General features: G+C 36.0%; 15 protein-coding genes and 1 tRNA gene. 14 read left to right on the top strand and 2 right to left on the bottom strand.

Annotation, left to right across the window (positions count from 1 at the left end):
* The first annotated feature begins 234 nt into the window (after nucleotides 1-234).
* The gene (locus HNS38_RS17165) at nucleotides 235-3,144 is read left to right on the top strand and encodes a PKD domain-containing protein (RefSeq protein WP_172279032.1); all 2,910 of its coding nucleotides are present in this window, start codon (nucleotides 235-237) and stop codon (nucleotides 3,142-3,144) included.
* 125 nt (nucleotides 3,145-3,269) lie between these two features.
* Here the strand turns inward: HNS38_RS17165 and HNS38_RS17160 are convergent.
* Together HNS38_RS17160 and ung are read right to left on the bottom strand one after the other, a co-directional pair.
* Nucleotides 3,270-3,341, bottom strand: a tRNA-Met gene (locus tag HNS38_RS17160).
* 152 nt (nucleotides 3,342-3,493) lie between these two features.
* Complete coding sequence (gene ung, locus HNS38_RS17155; protein WP_172279030.1) at nucleotides 3,494-4,174, bottom strand: uracil-DNA glycosylase; 681 nt, start codon at nucleotides 4,172-4,174, stop codon at nucleotides 3,494-3,496.
* 146 nt (nucleotides 4,175-4,320) lie between these two features.
* On the opposite strand from ung, the gene HNS38_RS20845 reads away from it, so the two are divergent.
* From HNS38_RS20845 to HNS38_RS17095, 13 genes are all read left to right on the top strand, one after another.
* Entirely contained in the window at nucleotides 4,321-4,446 is a 126-nt protein-coding gene (locus HNS38_RS20845; protein WP_256367526.1) for a hypothetical protein, read from the top strand.
* 67 nt (nucleotides 4,447-4,513) lie between these two features.
* Nucleotides 4,514-5,008: a hypothetical protein gene (locus HNS38_RS17150; RefSeq protein ID WP_172279028.1), complete on the top strand. Its 495-nt coding sequence runs from the start codon at nucleotides 4,514-4,516 to the stop codon at nucleotides 5,006-5,008.
* 207 nt (nucleotides 5,009-5,215) lie between these two features.
* The gene (gene gdhA / locus HNS38_RS17145) at nucleotides 5,216-6,553 is read left to right on the top strand and encodes an NADP-specific glutamate dehydrogenase (RefSeq protein WP_172346805.1); all 1,338 of its coding nucleotides are present in this window, start codon (nucleotides 5,216-5,218) and stop codon (nucleotides 6,551-6,553) included.
* A 256-nt stretch (nucleotides 6,554-6,809) separates the two neighbouring features.
* Nucleotides 6,810-8,858 carry an LruC domain-containing protein gene (locus HNS38_RS17140; protein WP_172284804.1) on the top strand — a complete coding sequence of 683 codons (2,049 nt, stop codon included), beginning with the start codon at nucleotides 6,810-6,812 and terminating at the stop codon, nucleotides 8,856-8,858.
* 146 nt (nucleotides 8,859-9,004) lie between these two features.
* Nucleotides 9,005-10,024: a LacI family DNA-binding transcriptional regulator gene (locus tag HNS38_RS17135; RefSeq protein WP_172346804.1), complete on the top strand. Its 1,020-nt coding sequence runs from the start codon at nucleotides 9,005-9,007 to the stop codon at nucleotides 10,022-10,024.
* 232 nt (nucleotides 10,025-10,256) lie between these two features.
* Nucleotides 10,257-12,878 carry a sugar-binding domain-containing protein gene (locus tag HNS38_RS17130; RefSeq protein ID WP_172346803.1) on the top strand — a complete coding sequence of 874 codons (2,622 nt, stop codon included), beginning with the start codon at nucleotides 10,257-10,259 and terminating at the stop codon, nucleotides 12,876-12,878.
* A 6-nt stretch (nucleotides 12,879-12,884) separates the two neighbouring features.
* Complete coding sequence (locus HNS38_RS17125) at nucleotides 12,885-14,150, top strand: MFS transporter (protein ID WP_172282146.1); 1,266 nt, start codon at nucleotides 12,885-12,887, stop codon at nucleotides 14,148-14,150.
* A gap of 21 nt (nucleotides 14,151-14,171) precedes the next feature.
* Complete coding sequence (locus HNS38_RS17120) at nucleotides 14,172-15,065, top strand: ROK family protein (RefSeq protein WP_172282148.1); 894 nt, start codon at nucleotides 14,172-14,174, stop codon at nucleotides 15,063-15,065.
* Between the two features lie 17 nt (nucleotides 15,066-15,082).
* Nucleotides 15,083-15,910, top strand: a complete 828-nt coding sequence (gene nagB / locus HNS38_RS17115; RefSeq protein WP_216663767.1) for a glucosamine-6-phosphate deaminase — start codon at nucleotides 15,083-15,085, stop codon at nucleotides 15,908-15,910.
* A 234-nt stretch (nucleotides 15,911-16,144) separates the two neighbouring features.
* A complete protein-coding gene (locus tag HNS38_RS17110; protein ID WP_216663766.1) occupies nucleotides 16,145-18,463 on the top strand; it encodes a hypothetical protein in 2,319 nt (772 codons plus the stop codon).
* 280 nt (nucleotides 18,464-18,743) lie between these two features.
* Nucleotides 18,744-18,896, top strand: a complete 153-nt coding sequence (locus tag HNS38_RS17105; RefSeq protein WP_172282150.1) for a hypothetical protein — start codon at nucleotides 18,744-18,746, stop codon at nucleotides 18,894-18,896.
* A 104-nt stretch (nucleotides 18,897-19,000) separates the two neighbouring features.
* Nucleotides 19,001-19,549 carry a hypothetical protein gene (locus HNS38_RS17100; RefSeq protein WP_172282152.1) on the top strand — a complete coding sequence of 183 codons (549 nt, stop codon included), beginning with the start codon at nucleotides 19,001-19,003 and terminating at the stop codon, nucleotides 19,547-19,549.
* Nucleotides 19,550-19,797: 248 nt separating this feature from the next.
* Nucleotides 19,798-21,858 (top strand): acetate--CoA ligase family protein, encoded by a 2,061-nt coding sequence (locus HNS38_RS17095; RefSeq protein WP_172282154.1) that lies wholly within the window; start codon nucleotides 19,798-19,800, stop codon nucleotides 21,856-21,858.
* The last annotated feature ends 193 nt before the right edge of the window (nucleotides 21,859-22,051 follow it).

The following is a 22,051-nucleotide window of genomic DNA, read 5'->3' as shown; positions in this document are numbered from 1 at the left end:
AGTATTACAATTGAATAATTCGATTATACATTAGTGGTTATTTGAACACCTCAATAATTAATTTTGTAATCATACAATGTGTTCATTTTTTCTGATTTATTGTTTTTCAATTTACGAATTTCAAAAATGCAAAATTCATTTGCGGATATTTGTTATTCGTCAACGAATATACATTTAATTCAGAGAGGAGTGATATTGTAGTAATTTTGAATATTAACACTAAACACCCATAACATGAAAAAACAATTCACTATTCTCTTTCTTTTTGGTTTTCTCCTCCCAATAGGGATTTTCGCACAGTCAAATAGAGCTATTACTCCTCCCAATAAAGTGGAGATAAGCAATGAACGAGTAGGTATTCAATTGGAGCCAAATGTAATAGAGACTTTTGAATCCTATGCCGATTTTAGTACTGTATTCTCCCCTTGGACACTTTATGATATTGATGGAACAACTACTTATGGAATTCAGGATGTTACTTTCCCTAATTCGGGTACGGCTATGTCCTATATTATCTTTAATCCTGCTAATACCACTCCTTCTCAGTCTGCTGATACTGAATTAGCAGCATATTCCGGTGCTAAGTTTGCAGCTTGCTTTAGTTCTGCACCCTCGCAAGGACCAACAAATAACGACTGGATGATTACTTCTAATCTATCTTTAGGAATAAATTCGGCATTAAGTTTTTATGGAAAATCCTATACAGTTCAATATGGAGCAGAGAAATTGAAAGTCTTAATTTCTACTACAGGAACTAATGTTAATGATTTTACAGAAATCAGTGATGGGATTATCGAATTACCAGATGACTGGTCATCCTTTCAAATAGATTTATCCGCTTATAATAACCAAGATGTATATATTGCTTTTCAGTGTCTTTCAGAAGATGCTTTTATTTTAATGCTCGACGATATTTTGGTCAGTACAGAGGCGTCTTCAGTTGGAAGTACACTCTCTGGAAAAGTAAGCGATGCTGTGGATGGTTCCGCTATCGAAGGTGCTTTGGTTCAAGTGGCAGGTCTTCAGGCTTATACCGATGCTTCTGGGAATTATAGCATTGCCAATGTACCTCCTGGCTCTTTAACAGCCAATTTTATGGGAACGCCTACCTCTGGTAGTAGCCCATTGAATGTTCAATTCACCGACTTATCCACTAGTAATACTCAATTGGTTAGTTGTTCGGCTACCGACTATATCACTTACCAGAATACTCAGGTTTCTATTCCTGAAAATCAAGAGGTGCAATTAGATATTTCACTTTCTCCCGTTTTATCTGGGCAAGAGATGCGTTTTATTGTCAATTGGGGCGCCAATCCAAGTGATTTAGATTCTCATGTTAGAACTCCAGAAATTGAAGGTTCAGCTCATCATATCTATTATTCTAACAAAGGCTCGGCAACTTCTGCACCTTGGGTGGCTTTAGATCATGATGTAACTAGTGGTTATGGACCTGAAACCACAACTATTTATCAGTTTTTTAATGGGGTTTATCATTTCTATATTTATAAATACGCTGGAACAGGTGAGATTACCACATCCGATGCTGTGGTTCAGATTTATAATCAGAATGGGTTGATTTACACCCTACAAGCACCAACTACAGGTGTTGGAAGATTTTGGTATGTTGGTACTATTGATGGAGCTTCACAGAGTTTGAATATTATCAACACCATACAAGAAACTGAACCAGGTACTGGAAAACGTAATGTGGATTATCCAGAGAAAAAAGAGCAAAGAAAAGCCATTACTTCTTGGAATTGGAATTTTGGCGATGGACAATCCTCCTCTGAGCAAAGCCCCTCTCATATATATACTTCTGGAGGATATTATAATGTATCTCTGACAGTAAGCGACGGTGTATCTAATCATACTACCACAGAAGAAAATTATATTTATGTTGAAGGTTCTCAAGGTGAAGCTACTTTATCAGGAATGGTAAGTGATGCCATTGATGGAACTGCCATTGCTGGTGCTTTAGTTGAAGTGGGCGGTTTATCGGCCTATACCGATGCCAATGGTAATTATTCCATAGCCAATGTTCCGGAAGGTTCTTTAACTGCGAATTTTATGGCGACCCCTCCTCAGGGCGTTGGACCATTAAATGTTCAGTTTAGCGACTTGTCAACCAGTAATACTCAATTGGTCACTTGTTCGGCTGCCGATTATCTGACCTATAATAATAACCAAGTAATTATTCCTGCAGATGGTACTGTAGAATTAAACATATCTCTTTCTCCGGTATTAACAGGAAACGAAATGCGTTTTGTGGTGAACTGGGGAGCCAATCCAAGAGATTTAGATTCTCATTTAAGAACTCCAGAGATAGATGGATATAGCCATCATATTTACTATTCCAATAAAGGAAATGCAACAGATATTCCATTTGCAGCTCTAGATCATGATGTAACTTCTGGCTATGGTCCTGAAACCACAACTATTTATCAGTTTTATAATGGAGTTTACCATTTTTACATTTATAAATTTGCTGGTGACGGAGAAATAACAAGTTCTGATGCTGTAGTGCAAATTTACAATCAGAATGGATTGATTTATACCTTACAAGCTCCAACAACAGGTGTTGGTAGATTTTGGTATGTAGGTACCATAGATGGTGGTTCCCAAGGTTTAAATATTATTAATGTTATACAAGAAACCGAGCCAGGTACTGGTAAATCTATTCCTGATTATCCAACAAAAATAGAGCAAGAAACAAAAGCCATTCAGGGTATTACATCATGGTCTTGGGATTTTGGTGATGGACAAACCAGTACTTTACAGAATCCAAGTCATACCTTTACTAATAATGGTGAATTCACGGTTTCCTTAACAGTGAGCGATGGGGTGGGAATGCATACCGAAACCAAAAGCAATTATGTAAAGGTTGGACCTTATTATGGAATTGAAGAGATAAAGGAGGAAGAAATTCAAATCTATCCAAATCCAGGAAGCCGTAATATTCAGTTTGCATCAGATTATATCATTGAGCATATTGAGGTGATAGATACCAAAGGGCATCAGGTGATGAGTCAAGCTATCAATGATAGAAGCATTAATCTTGATATTTCTCAGCTTAGCACCGGAATATATTTTGTGAAGATCTTGGTAGAAGATCAAATCATTACTAAAAAGATGATGGTGAAATAGATTATCAAAAATTTAATCAGAAGCCCATTGAAAGAAATCATTCTTTTGATGGGCTTTTTTTATCGTCAAGAAACAAAGCTATTAAATGCAAAAAAAGCTTAACATTTCTGTTAAGCTTTTCATTGTAGCGGGAGCAGGATTCGAACCTACGACCTTTGGGTTATGAGCCCAACGAGCTACCTCTGCTCCATCCCGCACTGTTGTTGTTTTGAGACTGCAAATATACAAGAAAAAACCATTCTGCAAAGACTAGGAAGCATATTGTTTTAGGTTTTGTGCTTTTGCTAAGCTTTATTTGCTACAACATTCTAGTTGTCAGCGCTAATGAAAAACAAATCTTTTTAAAGAATTATTTAATTTTCCAATTAACAGGCTCTTTTCCCATTGATTTGAGTAGTTCATTGGTCTTAGAAAAGTGTTTACAACCTAAAAAACCTCTGTATGCAGACAATGGAGAGGGGTGAACACTGGTCAAAATGTGATGTTTTTCTTGGTCTATGAGTTTTGACTTGGCAATGGCAAAATTACCCCAAAGCAGAAAAATTAATCCTTCTCTTTGTTCAGAGAGTCTTTTTATAATGGTATCGGTAAATTCTTCCCAGCCTTTTTTTTGATGAGAACCAGCTTGTCCTGCTCTTACAGTTAAAGTCGCATTAATCAAAAGTACACCTTGTTTTGCCCAAGGAGTCAAATCGCCCGATTGAGGTATCGGAAAACCAAAATCATCCCTTATCTCTTTAAATATGTTCTTTAAGGATGGTGGATGAGGAATCCCATCTTTAACAGAAAAGCACATGCCGTTGGCTTGATCTGGGCCATGATAAGGATCCTGACCTAGGATAATCACATTGGTTTTGCTAAATGGAGTTTCATTAAAGGCAGAGAATATCTCTTTTCCTGGAGGAAATATTTGATATTTTTTTTTCTCTTCTATTAAAAAGACTCTTAGTTTTCTGAAATATTCTGATTCAAACTGATCTTCTAGAACTTCAAACCATTCAGGATGGATATCTACTTGGGTGGATGACATATCTCTTGTTTTTTTTGAGCATGTAAATTTAGAAACAATTAAATAATTCCTTGTAATATTTTCCTAAAAATGTATTGAGCTTGATTTGTTTTGGAAAAAATGCCTATTTTAGCGGAAAATCAAGAATTGAACAAATTATAATTATAATGAAAAGAATAGCCATATTATTAGTCAGTATTTTTGTTTTGAGTTTAGTGATGTCTTCTTGTGTTTCTAGTAAGAAATGCCCTGCATACGGAGAGTCATACCAATATCAAAGAGACAGACGCTAATTATTCTTCTTATATATTAATTTAGATCAGATTTGGAATCCCAAGTCTGATACTTTTATTTACCTACATGAATATTTCTTTATTTTTAGCCCAATATTTACAGTTTCGATTAAAATCTGCCAAGGAGTTGGAATTATATTTGGTTGATCAGGTCAATAGTGCTTCCTACGATATCATTATTAAAGATTCTGGTGATAAAATTGAAGACAAGACTCTAGAAGAGTCTGAAAAAATAATTAAGGTCCTAAATCTTCAAAACCCTCATAAAAATCATATATATTATCATAAAGGTTATAATAACCTCAACATGGAATTGAAACTAGATTCTGGATTGATTCCGGATTTAGGTAATTTTCATTCCTTATTGGCTATGATAATCTTGGATCATCCTCATTGTAATATTGTATTTTCGTATATGAGTCCACGAGGGGAGTATGTTTTAAACTCCGATGCTATCCACCAGAACTTCAGTAAAGAGGAATTGCAATCCAAAGAATTATTGACCTATATTAATGAGTTATTGAAGGGGCATTTTGACGATATTATCTTTACCAAGCCATAATCGTGCCCCATGCTCTAAGTGAATTTATTGGTTAGAAAAAAAATATGTATCTTTATAGTCTAAACAAGCTAGGTTTGTGTTTGTAATGTGCTTGCAATCAATGAGATTAATTTAGAAACCAAAATCAGCAAAATACTGATGATACACCTACTGAATTGATCATAATTTTGCCCAGTAATCATTCAAACAACTAAAAAACATAATAAAATGGATTTACAACAATTTATGCATAATCTGGAGGCTAAACACCCCGGTGAGAAAGAATATCTTCAGGCAGTTCAGGAAGTTTTAGAATCATTAGAAGATGTATTAAAAGCTAATCCACAATTTGAGGCAGCTGGAATACTTGAAAGACTTGTTGAACCTGATCGTATCTTTACTTTTAAAGTGCCATGGGTTGATGATAGTGGTAAAGTTCATGTAAACTTAGGTTATAGAGTGCAGTTTAATAATGCAATCGGTCCATATAAAGGTGGTTTGCGTTTCCACCCAAGTGTTAACTTAAGTATTTTAAAATTCTTAGGATTCGAGCAAATCTTCAAAAATGCTCTTACAACATTACCTATGGGTGGTGGTAAAGGTGGTTCTGATTTCAATCCTAAAGGAAAATCTGATGCAGAAGTAATGCGTTTTAGCCAAGCCTTTATGTTAGAGTTGTGGCATGCCATTGGTCCTAATACTGACGTTCCTGCTGGTGATATAGGAGTTGGAGGAAGAGAAATTGGATTCCTTTATGGTATGTATAAGAAATTGGCGAGAGAGCATACTGGTGTTTTAACTGGTAAGGGTATCAATTGGGGTGGTTCTTTGGTTCGTCCTGAAGCTACTGGTTTTGGTGCAGTATATTTCGCAAAAGAAATGTTAGCTACTAAAGGTGAGACTTTCGAAGGAAAAACGGTTGCCGTTTCTGGTTTCGGTAACGTTGCTTGGGGTGCCATCACAAAGATTACTGAATTAGGTGGAAAAGCAGTGACTATTTCTGGCCCTGATGGATTTATTTATGACCCAACTGGTATTACAGGTGATAAAATAGAATATTTATTAGAGCTTAGAGCTACTAATATGGATATCGTTTCTCCTTATGCTGAAGAATTCCCAGAAGCTGAATTCCATGCTGGTAAAAAGCCTTGGGAAATTAAAGTAGATGTGGCTATGCCTTGTGCTACTCAAAATGAGATGAATGATGATGATGCTAAGAAATTAGTTGAGAACGGTGTGATATGTGTTGCGGAAGGTGCTAACATGCCTTGTACTCCAGAAGCTGTTGAAGCACTTCAAGACGCTAAGAAGTTATTCGGTCCTGGTAAAGCAGTTAACGCTGGTGGTGTTGCTACTTCAGGTTTAGAAATGACTCAAAACTCTATGAAAATAAACTGGACTGCTGAAGAGGTAGATGCTAAACTTCACCAAATTATGATTGATATTCATAATGCTTGTCAGACATATGGTACTCAGGAAGATGGTTATGTAGACTATGTTAAAGGAGCTAATATTGCTGGTTTCTTAAAAGTTGCTAATTCTATGATGGATCAAGGTATCGTATAGATATAATATATTAAATACAAAGAGCTGCTTCGATTCATTTCGGAGTAGCTTTTTTTATGCTTGCTATTTTCGCCTAGTTTTTGTAAATTAGTGATGCTTTTTGCGAACAAATATTATAGAACTAAATATTGATGACCTTAACCACGCTCACGAGCTATTTGTTGACGACAACGAATTCTTGCTTGAATTCCATGGCTGCAATTATTAAGTTTGATAATATCTTAAAAATCATTATGCTATGAAAAATCGAAATTACATGAAAATATTAGGAGTATTGCTGGTCGGAATGCTAGCATTTAGCTCCTGTGAAAAGAAATTAGATCAAACTGAAAATAATCAAGAAGCGATAGATCCGGTTGATGTTACCATGGATAACCTCGAAGCTGCTCCGGCTTTTGACTGGGAGAATACTCAGGACGCTCAAGTTGTTATTTATACAAAAGACAATGCTGGCCATCCTGTGCCTAATGTAAAAGTGAGTGTTAAAACTGGTTTTGAAGAAGATGGAGGCCAGTTTATTATTAGTGGTCAAACCAATGAAAGTGGCGTGCTGGAATTAGACTATAATTTTGAAGCTGATGTGGAGGAATTAGTATTGTCAACAGATTATTTAGGTTTCGTTCCTGAAGTTTTGGTTCCTATTTCTAATGGGCTACTCAGTTTTACTTTTGGGGGAGAACGAGAAAGTTTCTTAGCTCAAGATTTTGGTGAGGCTCCATTTAAGAAAAGTATTGAAAGTGCTTTAAAGAGTGGCTTAAATACCAATATTACCATTAATTACCTTGGAACTTATGATTCGGAAGGTGTTCCAGATTATCTAGAAGCAGAAGGAGATTATCTTTCACCAGAATTTTTAAGTGATATTAACGACGCATTGCCTGAAATTTCAGTACCTATTTATCATCCTGAGTATTTATTGGGTGTAAATGAGCATAATTTAGTGATTCTTGATGAGGCTGATGTTTGGGTAACATTCGTATCAGAAGGGGCTGGATATCGTAATGTCCTGGCTTTCTATACCTATGATAGGGACTTTCCTCCTCAAAGTGCAGATGATATAACCGAATGTACAGTAATATTCCCAAATTCTTCCTTTGCAGGTTCTGGAGGAGGCTTATATCCTGGTGATAAAGTGAAAATTGGAACATTTCCTGAGAATACTGTTGTGGGATGGGTATTATTGAGAAATGGTTGGAGTTCCAGCAGTCAACAGGTAACAGAGGGCTTAGGATTGGTTTATTCAAATCAAGAAGCTAACCCTGAACCAAATGATGATGATAAACAACATTGTATCTTATTATATGATGCCGATAGGGAATTATTCGTCATTGGTTTCGAAGATTTGATTCGCCCCGGTGGTGATAATGACTTTAATGATGCGGTTTTCTATGCAACAGCCAATCCTATAGAAAATGTGGAAATGGAAAATGTTCAACCTGCATATCCTGACCCAATCGATACCGATGGTGATGGTATTTATGATGGTTTTGACGATTATCCTGAAGATCCAGACTTGGCATTCAATAATTATTATGCCAGTAGTGGGCTTTATGGAACTTTAGCCTTTGAAGATTTATGGCCATCAAAAGGGGATTATGATTTTAATGATTTAGTGGTTGATTATAATTTCAATAGAATTTCTAACGCAGATAATATGGTGGTCACCTTGCAAGGTAAGTTTGTAGTACGAGCCATTGGTGCTAGTTTTAGAAATGGATTTGGATTTACTATTGAAGGTGTAGATCCTTCTGTAATCGAATCTGTAACAGGCACGGAATATACCGAAGGCTATATACAAACAAATAATAATGGTACAGAAGCTGGACAAAGTAGTGCTACAATTATTGTCTTTGACAATGCCTGGAAACATGGTTCGGGAAATACCAAGCAGGGAGAGGCTTTTATCGTTCCTGATACCATTACTGTAAATATAAATCTAGTTACTCCTGTTGGAGCTGATGATTTTGGAGTGGCTCCATTTAATCCTTTTATAATAGTGAATAAGGAAAGAGGTAAAGAAGTGCACTTGGCAAATTATCCACCTAGCGATTTAGTAGATGAGACCTATTTTGGTCAGGCTTTTGATGATACGCAACCAGAAATTGGAAAATATTATAAAACAGAAGAAAACTTGCCTTGGGCTGTTAATTTCCCTAGCAAATTTCAATATCCAGTTGAGACAGTGAGTATAGACTTGGGGCATTTGAAATTTGTGTCTTGGGTTTTAAGTGAAGGAGAAGATTATAAAAACTGGTATAAAGATATAGCAGGTTATAGAAATGCTGCCAATATTTATCAAGAATAATAGTAATAATTGATTAGAGCATATTGATTTTGATTAAGAGGTCGTCATTATTGGCGGCTTCTTTTTTTTGTGCAAAATATTGCATTAGTTTAATTCCTTTTTATACTTTTGTGTTCTTATACTGGAAATAATCATACTCTATATTCATGGAAAACGCAAAGCCAAAAAACAATATTACCATAAAAGATATAGCACAGGAATTAGGGATTGCTGCTTCCACAGTTTCAAGAGCCTTGAATGATCATCCAAAAATTAGCAAAAAGCGAAAAGATGATGTATTAAATAAAGCATTGGAAATGGGGTATTCCCTTGGTGTTTCAAATCTTTTGATGAATGAGAAAAGTAGTATTATTGCTTTGATTATTCCTTCTGTTAAAGATGGGTTTTATGGGCAGGTTTATCGAGGTTTTAACGAGTACTGTCTTCTGAAGGGCTATTCACTTTTGGTATTAACTTCATTTTCCGATGCTCTGGAGGAGCGCAAATGTTTCGAACACCTTTTGCAAATTAATCCATTGGCATGTATTTATATTTCCGCAACCGAGGATAATGAAATTCCAGCATTGCAGGTTTTTCTACAAAAGAAACTACCTCTAGTTATTATTCATGAAAGTGCTTTGCAGTCTAATGTTTCTACTTTTATTATGGACAGGGAAAAAGCTATTTCTGATGCGCTTGGTCATTTGTCCTCCAGTTCTATTAAGAAACCCTTATTATTGATAGATGATGCTGCTAATCCACTAGGTTCTCCGCTTGAGCTGGTGTTTCGGAGGGAGGTGGAGATGCAGGATATGGAGTTGATTGATACGAGTGTAAGAAGAATAAATAGTGATAAAGAATGTCGGTTTTTATTGGATGAGATTTATAATAAAGAAATAGAATTTGATGCTATTCTCACTTCTTCCTATATATTGGCCTTGAGAATTCAGAATTTTCTACTGACTCGTAAAACTGAGTTTGATGCCAAAATATTATTACTCAGTTTGGATGCTCATGAAACCTCTTCCATAAGTCGGCCCAAAATTTCCTATATTGATTTTCAGTCCTCTAAGGTGGCTGAGCAAATCATGAAATTGATTCAATCGCAGATTGTAAATGGTTTTGTGAATGAAACCAAAATATTTTCTCCTAAATTGGTCATCCAAAGTTCAAGTATTAGGTGGTAGATTGATTAATGCAAATAATTGCATTGTAATTGTTTTTTATTTTGAAATATATTACTTTCTTTAGGTATCAGGCAATTGTTGTTGGTATTGGATTTCTGAATGCTTCAGCTGAATTGATCTAACTTTTTGACCAAGTTTTACTCTTTTTTTCTTTCTTCATAAATACTAGGCTTATGCAATGTCTATATATTTGCATCAGTAAAAATGCAAATAATTGCATAAATATGACTTTATGAAGAAAAACCAAATCCTTTGGAGTATTATCGTTTTCTTGAGTTTATGCTCTTGCGCTTCTCAAGTGAATACCCATCTCCACGAAAAATCATCACAAATGAAAATATCTGATAACTGGGAAATCTTTCCTAATTCTGTTTGTACACAATCAGGTTCTGAAGTATCCTCAAGTTCATTTTATGTAGAATCTGCTATAGTGGCCACTGTTCCAACCACGGTTCTAAATGCTCAAGTTCAAAATGGTATTTATAAGGATATTTATTTCGGAGATAATATGACCAAAATACCAGAGGAGGATTATCAGCAAGCCTGGTGGTATCGTAAGGTCTTTACTCTTGATAATATGCATGAAGCCTTTGAATTGCAGTTCGATGGAATAAACTATAAAGCTAATATTTGGCTGAATGGGAAATTATTGGCAGATACCACATCGGTCAATAATGCATTTAAGCAATATAGATATAATATAGGCTCAGCTTTGGTGAAAGGTGAGAATATTTTAGCGGTACAAGTATTTCCTCCAAAAGCTGGAGATTTCAGTATTGGTTTTGTGGATTGGAATCCTTCTCCTCCAGATCAGAATATGGGAATCTTTCGTCCCGTATACTTGAATCAGATTGATAAAGTTCAAATTGCCGAACCTTATATCGAATCTGTATTTGAAGAGGGAAACTACAAGGTATCTGAAGAAATTATCAGCATGAAGTTGAAAAATTATGATGATCAAAAAGTAGAAGGTATCGTAAATTTGAAATTTTTAGGTCAAACAATAAATAAGGAAGTATCCATTGCCGCCAATGAAACCATAAAAGTGATTTTTCATCCATCGGAATTCCATGAATTAACAATAGACAATCCCCAACTTTGGTGGCCACATACCATTGGGGAACCTGTTTTACATGATTTAAGGATTTCTTTTTCATCAGGTGCTCAGACCATAGCCAATCATGATATGAAATTCGGGATTAGAGAAGTCAAGGATTATTATAATGAAGATGGTCATAGAGGATTTATGATTAATGGGGAGAAGATTAGTATTCGAGGTGCAGGCTGGGTTGATAATATGACTTTGGACAATACCCATGAATATGATGAGGTTCAGCTTCAATATGTAAAAGATATGAATATGAATACCATTCGCCTCGAAGGTTTTTGGGGTAAAGATGAGCACCTCTATCAACGATGCGATGAATTGGGGATTCTTATCATGGTAGGTTGGAGTTGTCATTGGGAATGGGAAAATTATCTTGGAAAAGTTTGCGATGAGAAATATGGTGGAATATTGTCGGACGAGGATGTGAGTTTGATGGCCGGTGCTTGGAAAGATCAAATTTTATGGTTGAGGAATCACCCTTCTATTATGTCCTGGTTTAGTGGAAGTGATTGTATTCCATTACCGAAATTGGAAAAGCTTTATTTTGAGACTTTTAAAGAATACGATACCAGTAGAGTTTACTTATCATCTGCTAAGGAATGGAAGAGTGGGGAAGTGGAATCAGGTGTGAAAATGCGTGGCCCATATGCCTACGTGCCTCCTGTTTATTGGTATGCAGATACCCTTTATGGTGGCGCTTTCGGCTTTAATACCGAAACAGGCCCTGGAGCTCAAGTCCCTCCAATCGAAAGTATCAGGAAGATGATTCCAGCAAAAGATTTATGGCCCATAAACGAGATGTGGGATTTCCATTGTGGAAGAAATGAATTCAACACCTTAAGTAGATATACAAAAGCCTTAAATGAAAGATATGGCGAAGCAAAATCAGTAGAAGAATATGCTCGAAAGGCCCAATTGCTTAATTATGAGTTGATGCGCCCAATGTTCGAAGCTTTTTCAGTAAATCGTTATGAAGCAACTGGTGTGATTCAGTGGATGCTCAATTCGGCTTGGCCAGAGATGTATTGGCAGTTATACGATTCTTATTTATTACCAAATGCAGCTTATTTTGCCACAAAAAAAGCAGGAGAACCCATTCAGGCCATCTATAATTATGAAGATGAAGGTGTTTATATGGTGAATGATAAACTGGAAGATGAAGCGAATATGGTTTTGGATATCAGAGTTTATAATATTGAATCTAAATTGATATTGCATGAAATTTTAGGAGTTAATATTTATGCCAATTCCGCTCAGAAGCTTTATGACCTGAGTGGCTTAAAGGAAAAAACAGGAACCTATTTTGTAGATCTGAGAGTCTCAAGAGAAGATGAAGATATAGCTCAAAATTTCTACTGGCTCTCCACTCAAGAAGACTTGTTAGACTATGAAGCCAAGGTGCCCAATTGGTATTATCATACGCCCTCTAAGCAATATTCTGATTTCTTATTGCTCAATACTTTACCCTCCTCAAAAATGGAGCAAAGCATGGTGTCTGAAATTCAAGGTAATGAAATGGTTTATAACATTACGCTGAAGAATTTGAATTCCAATATTTCATTTTTTATAGAAATGATGATGAAGGATCAAGAAACTGGGGAGACTATTTTACCCGTTTATTGGGAAGACAATTATGTTTCTCTTCTACCTCATGAGAAAAGGTTTTTAGAAGCACGTATACCATTGAGCTTGGTAGAGGGGAAAAACATAGATTTAATCGCTCTTCCTTATAATTCAGCTAAATAATTAAAAATGAAAGCAAAAAGAAATCTCATATTGGTTTTTGTAGTTCTACTGAGCTTTTTCGTCATCTCCTTTTTAACGAATATACTTGGAGCTTTGAATCCAGCTGTTTCATTGAGTTTCAAACTTAGTGAGACCATGGCTGGCTTTCTTCCTTTTTCTTTCTTTATCGCATATGGAGTGATGTCAATACCTGCAGGTTTTTTAGTGGAAAAGCTTGGTGAGAAAAAGATGATGCTGATTGCATTCATAATGGCTTTTGCTGGCTCTTTCTTGTTTGCCGCTTTGCCGAGTTTTCCTGTTTTTCTTTTGTCTTTATTTACTATTGGTGTAGGAATGGCCATTCTTCAAGTTGTTATTAATCCTTTATTACGAGTGAGTGGTGGTGAAGAGCATTATGCCTTTTTCTCTGTATTGGCCCAATTGATTTTCGGACTGGCTTCTTTCGTGAGTCCATGGGTATACTCTTATTTAGTATTGGGTTTGGCAAATGGAAGCACTTCGCTAATTATTAATTTGATGTCTGGTATAGTGCCCTTCGCTATGTCTTGGGTTTCTATGTACTGGGTATTTGTCTTTTTAGCGTTATTGATGTTTGTTATTATAGCTTTCATTCACTTCCCCTCAGTAGAGTTAAAGCAAGATGAAAAAGTGGGAAGCATGTCTTCTTATTTGGGAATGTTTAAGAATCGGATTGTGATTTTTTATTTCTTCGGCATATTCGCTTATGTGGGAGCAGAGCAAGGTATCTCTTATTGGATGTCTAAGTTTTTGCAAATTTATCATGGTGTAGATCCTGCGCTTGACGGTGCTTCTACCGTGGCTAACTTTTGGGGACTGATGACCATTGGTGGATTAATTGGCTTGGTATTATTAAAACTATTGGATAGTAAAAAGATTTTAATAGGATTTACTTTTCTATCTATCATAAGTTTGGCAATAGCGCTTTTTGCATCAGTAGATATTTCAGTTTTAGCTTTTCAGTCTTGTGGATTCTTCCTCTCGGTGATGTATCCCATCATCATTTCTTTGGCTTTAAATTCTTTCTTGAAAAACCATGGCTCCTTTGCAGGGATTTTAATGACTGCAATTATAGGTGGTGCCATCATTCAATTATTAATAGGCGTATTTAGTGATTTATTTTCACTGAAAATGGGAATGATGTTAGTGTTTTTATGCTTGGGATATATTTTTAGTATTGGAATTTGGGCCAAACCATTGGTGACGAATAAAACCATGAGTTGGAAGGGGTTATTGAGTTCAGAAAAAAAATAATGCATTTTAGAAATAGAAATAATGAATGATATAAATAATATGAATGATAAAGCTGTTATTGGGATTTCTTTAGGAGGTGGTGTGCTTTTAGCAGGAAAAGTAAAAAATGGAAAAGTACTTAAAGGCCTTAGAAAAAAGATAAACAATAAAGATTCTGAGGATAGCATTATCAAGGAAATTGTTTCGGCTGTAAAGGAATTGATAGATGATGAGGTTGTTGGAATTGGTTTTGGAGCACCAAGTTTAGTTGATGTTCAGCAAGGGATAGTTTATAATGTACAGAAAATAAAATCTTGGAAAGAGGTCCATATTAAAGAGATTTTAGAAGATGCCTTTGGCTTGCAAATTTATGTAAATAATGATGCCAATTGCTTTGCTACTGGAGAACTATATTTTGGGAAAGGCCAATCTTGTAAGAATTTGGTGGCCTTGGTTCTTGGAGTTGGAGTTGGTGCTGGAATTGTATTTAACGAGCATTTGTATTCTGGAAGTAATTGTGGTGCTGGTGAATTTGGAAACGTTCCATACCGCCACCACGATTTAGAATACTACCTGAGTGAGGCGTATTTTGAAATAAAATACGGATTAAACCTGGAAACCCTCCTCAAAAGAGCCGCCAAGAAAGATAAAATTGCCCTTGCGGTTTTTGAGCAATATGGCTTTGATTTAGGGAATGCCATCAAAACCATTATGTATACCATCGACCCTGAATTAATTATTTTAGGTGGCCCAATATCTAGAGCTTTCGAATATTTTAAAGAGGCCATGTGGGAGAAGGTCCACACTTTTACTTATCCCCGTAGTGTTCAGAATTTAAGGATAGAAGCCAGCGAAAATGAACATATCGCGGTATTAGGTGCAGCAGCTTTATATTTTGATGCTCGGAATAATGTTTTAAGAAAAGAGTCTTTATAAACAAAACAAATATTATTATGCAAACCAAACAGAACCATTTTAACCTGAGAAGCTTCCCCATTATAACCAAACAAAAGATGGCTGCTTTTCAACATCCACAAAAGTCTGTGGCTTCTCAATATGTGGCACATAAAATTGCTGATGAAATTAGAGAGAAGCGGCTATTGAATCAAAACTGTGTGTTGGGCTTGGCAACAGGTTCTAGTCCGATATTGGTTTATAAAGAACTCATTCGTTTACATAAAGAAGAAGGATTGAGTTTTGATAATGTCATTACCTTCAATCTGGATGAATATTGCAATTTAGTTAAAGATGATGAAAACAGTTATCATTATTTTATGAATCACTATCTTTTTAATCACATTAACATCCCCAAGGAAAATATTCATATTCCAGCAGGGGTTTTAAAAGAGGAGGAGCTTGACCAGTTTTGTCAAGACTATGAATCTTTAATTCAGAATTGTGGTGGGTTAGATATTCAGGTGTTGGGAATTGGAAGAACTGGTCATATTGGGTTTAACGAGCCAGGTTCTGGTTTCGATTCCATCACCAGAAGAGTGGTTTTGGATGAACTTACAATTTCCGATGCCGCCAAAGATTTTGGAGGAGCCGAGTTTGTGCCCAAACAAGCCATAACCATGGGAGTGAAGACCATTCTTTCCGCCAAGAAAATATTCTTAATGGCTTGGGGAGCTAAAAAAGCAGATATCTTGGAAGAGTCTTTTTGTAGGCCATTTAGTCACGATGTTCCAGCTTCTTTTCTGCAAGCTCATCAGAATGTAGAATTGGTTTTGGATAACGATGCCGCCTTTAAAATGCAACAATTGTCAGCGAAAATAGGGTAGAAGAGAGAAGAGAGAAGAGAGAAGAGAGAAGAGAGAAGAGAGAAGAGAGAAGAGAGAAGTAAGAGGTAGTAATTTCTAAATGAACTTAATAATGCATTCTTCATCCATCATCGGTCATCCGTCACCTGTCATCTATCATCGGTCCTCGGTCCTCGGTCCTCGGTCCTCGGTCCTCGGTCCTCTTTTTTCCAACAACATTCCCTATATTTGTAATCCATAATTAAACACAAAATCATGTCTCATTTTAGTCCAGTTGAAAAAGTATATCTTCAGAAATCTGAAAGAACACAAATGCAAAGTCAAATGCCTTATATCACCGTTGATAATTTCCCTGATTTAGGAAAATTTACGGCATTGAGATTTATAGAATGGGTGCAGCAAAACCCAAAAGGTGTTATTAGTCTTCCTACCGGAAAAACTCCAGAACACTTTATTAAATGGACACAGTATATCATCAAAAACTGGGGCAATGATAAAGTAAATGCCATTTGTGAGGAATATGGACTATCAACACAAACAAAACCTGATTTAAGCCAATTGCATTTTGTTCAAATCGACGAGTTTTATCCCATCAACCCAGAGCAACATAATAGTTTTTCTTGGTATGTGAAAGAGTATTATATCAAAGGCTTTGGATTGAATCCCAATTTGGCGCTACTTATTGATGCCAATGAGATTCCTTTGGCTGAAGGTTTGAAGTATGATAAGGTATTTCCTGAGCTAAAGGTCGATTTGACTTTGCGATACAGAGAAGCTAAATCCGACATAGAGCGATTGCAAAAAGAATCCATCATGCTTATAGATGATTGGTGTAGTGGCTATGAAAGAAAGATACAGGAGTTGGGAGGAATTGGTTTTTTCCTTGGAGGCATCGGCCCCGATGGTCATATTGCTTTTAATACGCGTGGTTCCGACCATTTCTCAACTACTCGATTAACAGAAACCAACTTCGAAACTCAAGCTGTGGCGGCTGGAGATTTAGGTGGAATAGAAATTTCAAAAAATAGATTGGTCATCACTATTGGTTTGCAAACTATTTCGTATCAGCCCAATGCGGTGACTATTATTATTGCTGCTGGGGAAGCAAAAGCCCAAGTGGTGAAGAATTCCTTGGAATGTAAAGCATCCAATGAGTTTCCGGCCAGTGCTTTGCATAAAATGAAGAATGCCAGATTTTATATCACTAATAGTGCAGCCAGTAAATTGCAGGATAGCATAGAGAAATACTATAAAGAAGGGGAATGGACTTTCGAGAAAACCGAGAAAGCTATTATCGACCTTTGTGTGAAAAATGATATTTATGCGCATCATATTACTTTGGAAGACTTACAAGCTGATGAATGGTGTACTTTGATTCCTAATTTATCGTTGAATACAGTGCATGAAGTTATTTTATCCATTCAGTCTAAGATTAAGAAGGGAATGGAAACTAGTCAAAACCAAAATTACTATCATACCGGCCCTCATCACGATGATATAATGCTTGGGATTTTTCCCCATATTAGTCATGAGCTTCGAGAGGCTAGCAATAACTTTACTTTTTCTATTCTAACTTCTGGATTTACGGCGGTTACCAATAGTTTTATCATTAACATCCTCCAAGATGCGCTTTCTTTTATGGAGCAAGGATTGATTCAGATGTTGAAATATCCTGATTTTTTCCAGTCAGGATATAAGCTAAAGAGGGATAAAGATATTTACCATTATTTGAATCAGGTGGCTTCAGGGGAGTTGATTCAAAGAAGGAGGGGGCTTTGTCATCGTTTGATACGTGATATGGTTGAAATTTATCAGCTTAGCAGCGTGAAGGAATTGACCTTGCGAATTAAATTCATCATAGAATTATTGAGTAATAGCTACGATGGTGAAAAAAATCCCAGCGATATCCAAAAGCTAAAAGGAAGAATTAGAGAGTTTGAGGAGGAATTAGTTTGGGCTCATTTTGGGGTTCAGGTCAAAAATGTAAAACATTTACGATTGGGCTTTTATACTGGAGATATTTTTACAGAGCAACCAGAGTCCAAACGCGATGTATTGCCTATTTTAGAGGAATTCAAAAGAACAAAACCAACGGTAATCAGTTTGGCTTTAGATCCAGAAGGCTCAGGGCCAGATACCCATTATAAGGTATTGCAAGCGGTAGCCGAGGCGGTTCGTCTTTGGTCAAAAGAAGAGGATGTTTCCGAATTGAAAATTGTGGGATATAGAAATGTATGGTATCGTTTCCATCCTTCAGAATCAGAAGTTTTGGTCCCGGTTTCGTTAAACTCACTCTCTTCAGTTGAGAATGCTTTTAGTCATTGCTATTTGAGTCAGGTGGAAGCGAGTTTTCCGAGTTATATGTTAGACGGGAAATTTAGTCAGCTGGCCCAGCAAATTTGGATAGAGCAACTCAAACAAATACAATTGGTTTTAGGTAAAAATTACTTTTACGAAAACGAGCATCCACGCTTAAGAGGATGTCATGGAATGCTCTATTATAAAGAGATGGATGTGAAAACCTTCCTCACCAAAGCTAGAAGTTTAGAGAAATCTATGGAAGGGAGTTTGTAGGTTGATAGGCGATACTCTATAAAGGACAAGCGGAATGACTATTTGATTCGTTTAATCAATTGGTTTGTAGTGAAATGTAAATAGGTGAGTATTTTCTCATAATATGCTTTTCCTTATTTGATAACCTTTTTGTTTTCTTAGTGAAGTTTGGTGGAATAGCTTTTTCACAGGTGGTTTCAAAGTGTTTCACAAGAGTCTTATGGAATAATAGTATGCTTGATTCTTTCAGATATTTAGATTGTCATTTTCTGAAATTCCCTCATCTTTGTAAAAAAAATCCATGGACGAGAAGTACAAATGCTCAGATTGTAATTGGGAAGGCAAAGAGTCAGAACTTGAGTACGATGAAACTGAGACCTGCTTCGGAACTGATCAAATTGAAATGTGTCCACAGTGTGGGTCTTATGAGGTGAAGCGCATTGTCACTAAATAGTGTAATAGTTTAGCTTGAACTTTGTAATTATGTGTTCTCTTGGAAAGTTAATTTCTATTAAGAAGTACTGTCAAAAAAAATGTGCTATTTTAAATTTATTCAAAATGAAACTCAATTTTTTACTATATCTACTGTTTGTCGTTGGTCCTCTGATTGCTCAAGTGAAACAAAATAGTCCGAAGGAGAGTAAGGTAGAGGATGGAAGAGTTTGGACAGAATTGTTTTCTGATTCTATTTCGGTTCAGCAACCTTTGTTTTTTGTAAAATACAATAGTTTAATCTTGACTTTCAACAGGAATGAGTTAAAGAGAACTATAGAAGAAAAGGTTTCTAGCGGTGAGCCACTAGTAAAAAATATGAAGGTTTTAGATTTGACAAATATAGAAGATACAATCCCCCCTAAACAGGTTGGCTTAAAAGATGTGTTACATAGATTAGCTGAAAATTCAAATTCAGATACAATGGAGCTTGATAATGTATTAGTTCCTTTTTTCTTACTAAAGAATAATAGTTTTTATGCAGAGTATAAAGGTGAGTTTGTTGACAAAGTTCTTATTGAAGATTATGAGACAAGTTTTTCTGGTGGTGTGAAATACTATTTTTTAAATGATCAAATCGATACCTTGACAATAATAAATTTACATATTGGATGAGATAGTTATGTTCAGTTCATGGTAGAGAATATGTGTTAAATGCAAACCTGCTCATTGTTATTTATTTTTCTATTAGCGATTAATTCTTGACCGTTATTTAGCCTTGTCTCAAAAAGTAGGTCTGTTATAATTAATTATAGTTCACTGTAAGTTGTTAACTATTAACTAAAATAGGCATCTCTCGTATTGAAATTTAGCGGATTCTTTCTAATTTAGCTCACAGAAAATAATACTTAAAACAGCATAAAATGATAGTTCAGCAATTAGTGAATCCCTCTAGTATTGTGGTCATTGGAGGTTCTAATGATATCCATAAGCCAGGTGGAAAAATCCTTAAAAATTTGGTAGATGGTAATTACCAGGGCAATTTATATGTTTCAAATCCCAAAGAAGATGAAATACAAGGTATAAAATCTTATCGTGATTTAAAAGAATTGCCTAATGTAGATTTGGCTATTATTGCCATTGCAGCAAAATATAGTTTACCTACTATTGAGTTCCTTACTGAGAATAAAAACACCAAAGCATTTATTATCATATCTGCAGGTTTTAGTGAGGAAAGCGAAGAAGGGGCTATTCTAGAGCAGAAAATTGTTGATCAAATCAATAAGCATGGTGGTTCTTTAATTGGACCTAATTGTACGGGTATTTTAACCACTCAACACCACAGCATTTTTACAGAGCCTATTCCTAAATTAGATCCTCAAGGATGTGATTTTATTTCTGGTTCTGGTGCTACTGCTTGTTTTATTATGGAAGCTGGTATAGATAAAGGATTAAGCTTTTCTTCGGTTTATGCTGTTGGAAACTCTGCTCAAATAGGAGTAGAGGAGGTCTTGGAATATTTAGATGAGACCTTTGATTCGGAAACCAGTAGCAAGGTAAAGCTTCTTTATATTGAGAATGTCGACAAGCCAGATAAGTTATTAAAGCATGCCAAGTCATTAATCGAAAAAGGATGTAAGATTGCGGCTGTAAAAGCGGGTTCTAGTGATGCAGGTAGCCGTGCGGCTTCTTCTCATACCGGCGCTTTAGCTAGTCCTGATTTTGCTGTTGATGCTTTATTTAAGAAAGCTGGAATTGTTCGTTGCTACGGTAGAGAAGAATTGATTACTGTTGCTTCTGTGTTTATGCATCCAGAATTGCAAGGAAAGAATATCGCTATCATTACCCATGCTGGTGGTCCAGCAGTGATGTTGACAGATGCTTTGTCAAAAGGTGGATTGGAAGTTCCTCATATCGAAGGCGAAGCTGCTGAAGAATTGAAAGGTCTTTTATATCCAGGCTCCTCTGTTGCCAACCCTATCGATTTCTTAGCCACTGGAACCGCAGAGCAATTGGGCCATATTATCGATTATGTCGATCAGAAATTTGATGATATCGATGGTATGGTGGTCATTTTTGGTACTCCAGGTTTGGCTCCGATATTCGATGTTTATGAGCTTTTGGATGAAAAGATGAAAACAGCTAAAAAGCCTATTTTTCCTGTTTTACCATCAACCTATACTGCTCATGAGGAAGTGAAAAGTTTCGTAGCAAAAGGAAGAATTAATTTCCCTGATGAAGTTTTATTCGGAAATGCCTTAACTAAGGTTTTTGCAACAGAAAAGCCTATCGCCAAGCGCAAGAAAAGCAATTTTGAAATTGACAAAGCCTATATTAGAGCGATTATCGATAGTAATGAAAATGGATATTTATTACCTAGTGCTGTCCGTTCTTTATTAGATGGAGCAGGTATTCCTCGTGCTAAAGAAGCCACCGTTTATTCTAAGGAGGGTGCGGTAGAATCTGCCGCCAAAATAGGTTATCCTATGGTGATGAAGGTAGTTGGTCCTGTTCATAAATCAGATGTAGGTGGAGTAGTTTTAAATGTGAAGTCTGATGAGCAATTGGTTAAGGAGTTTAACCGCATGATGAAGATTCCAGAAACAAAAGGAATCCTATTACAGCCCATGTTAAGCGGTACAGAATTATTTGTGGGTGCCAATTATGAAGATAAATTTGGTCACATGATTTTATGTGGCCTTGGAGGAATCTTCATTGAGGTTTTAAAAGATGTGAAACAAGGCTTATGTCCTATTTGCCCTAATGAAGCCTTAGGAATGATTAGGGGGCTGAAGAGCTATAAGATTATTGAGGGTGTTAGAGGACAAAAAGGAATTGATGAAAAAATCTTTGCGGATATCTTGGTACGTCTTTCTGCATTATTAGAAGTGGCTCCAGAAATCAAAGAATTGGATCTAAATCCACTTTTAGCTACAGGAAAGAAAATCATTGCTGTGGATGCTAGAATTAGAATAGAGAAATAGAATTTCTTAAACGATAATATGACCTCATCTATATACTTAGGTGAGGTTTTTTTATGATAATTAGGCGGGATAATAAAAACCTTAATGAAGAATAAGACTATAAAAAACGCCAACTAAACAGCTGGCGTTTCAAATAAATATATAGGGTTACCCATTTAGTTCACAAATAGTTGTATATGAGTATATTATTTTG

Source organism: Lentimicrobium sp. L6 (assembly GCF_013166655.1).
Taxonomy (GTDB): Bacteria; Bacteroidota; Bacteroidia; order Bacteroidales; family UBA12170; genus UBA12170.
Note: the sequence above shows the minus strand (reverse complement) of the source record. Positions and strands in the feature narration are given on the sequence as shown.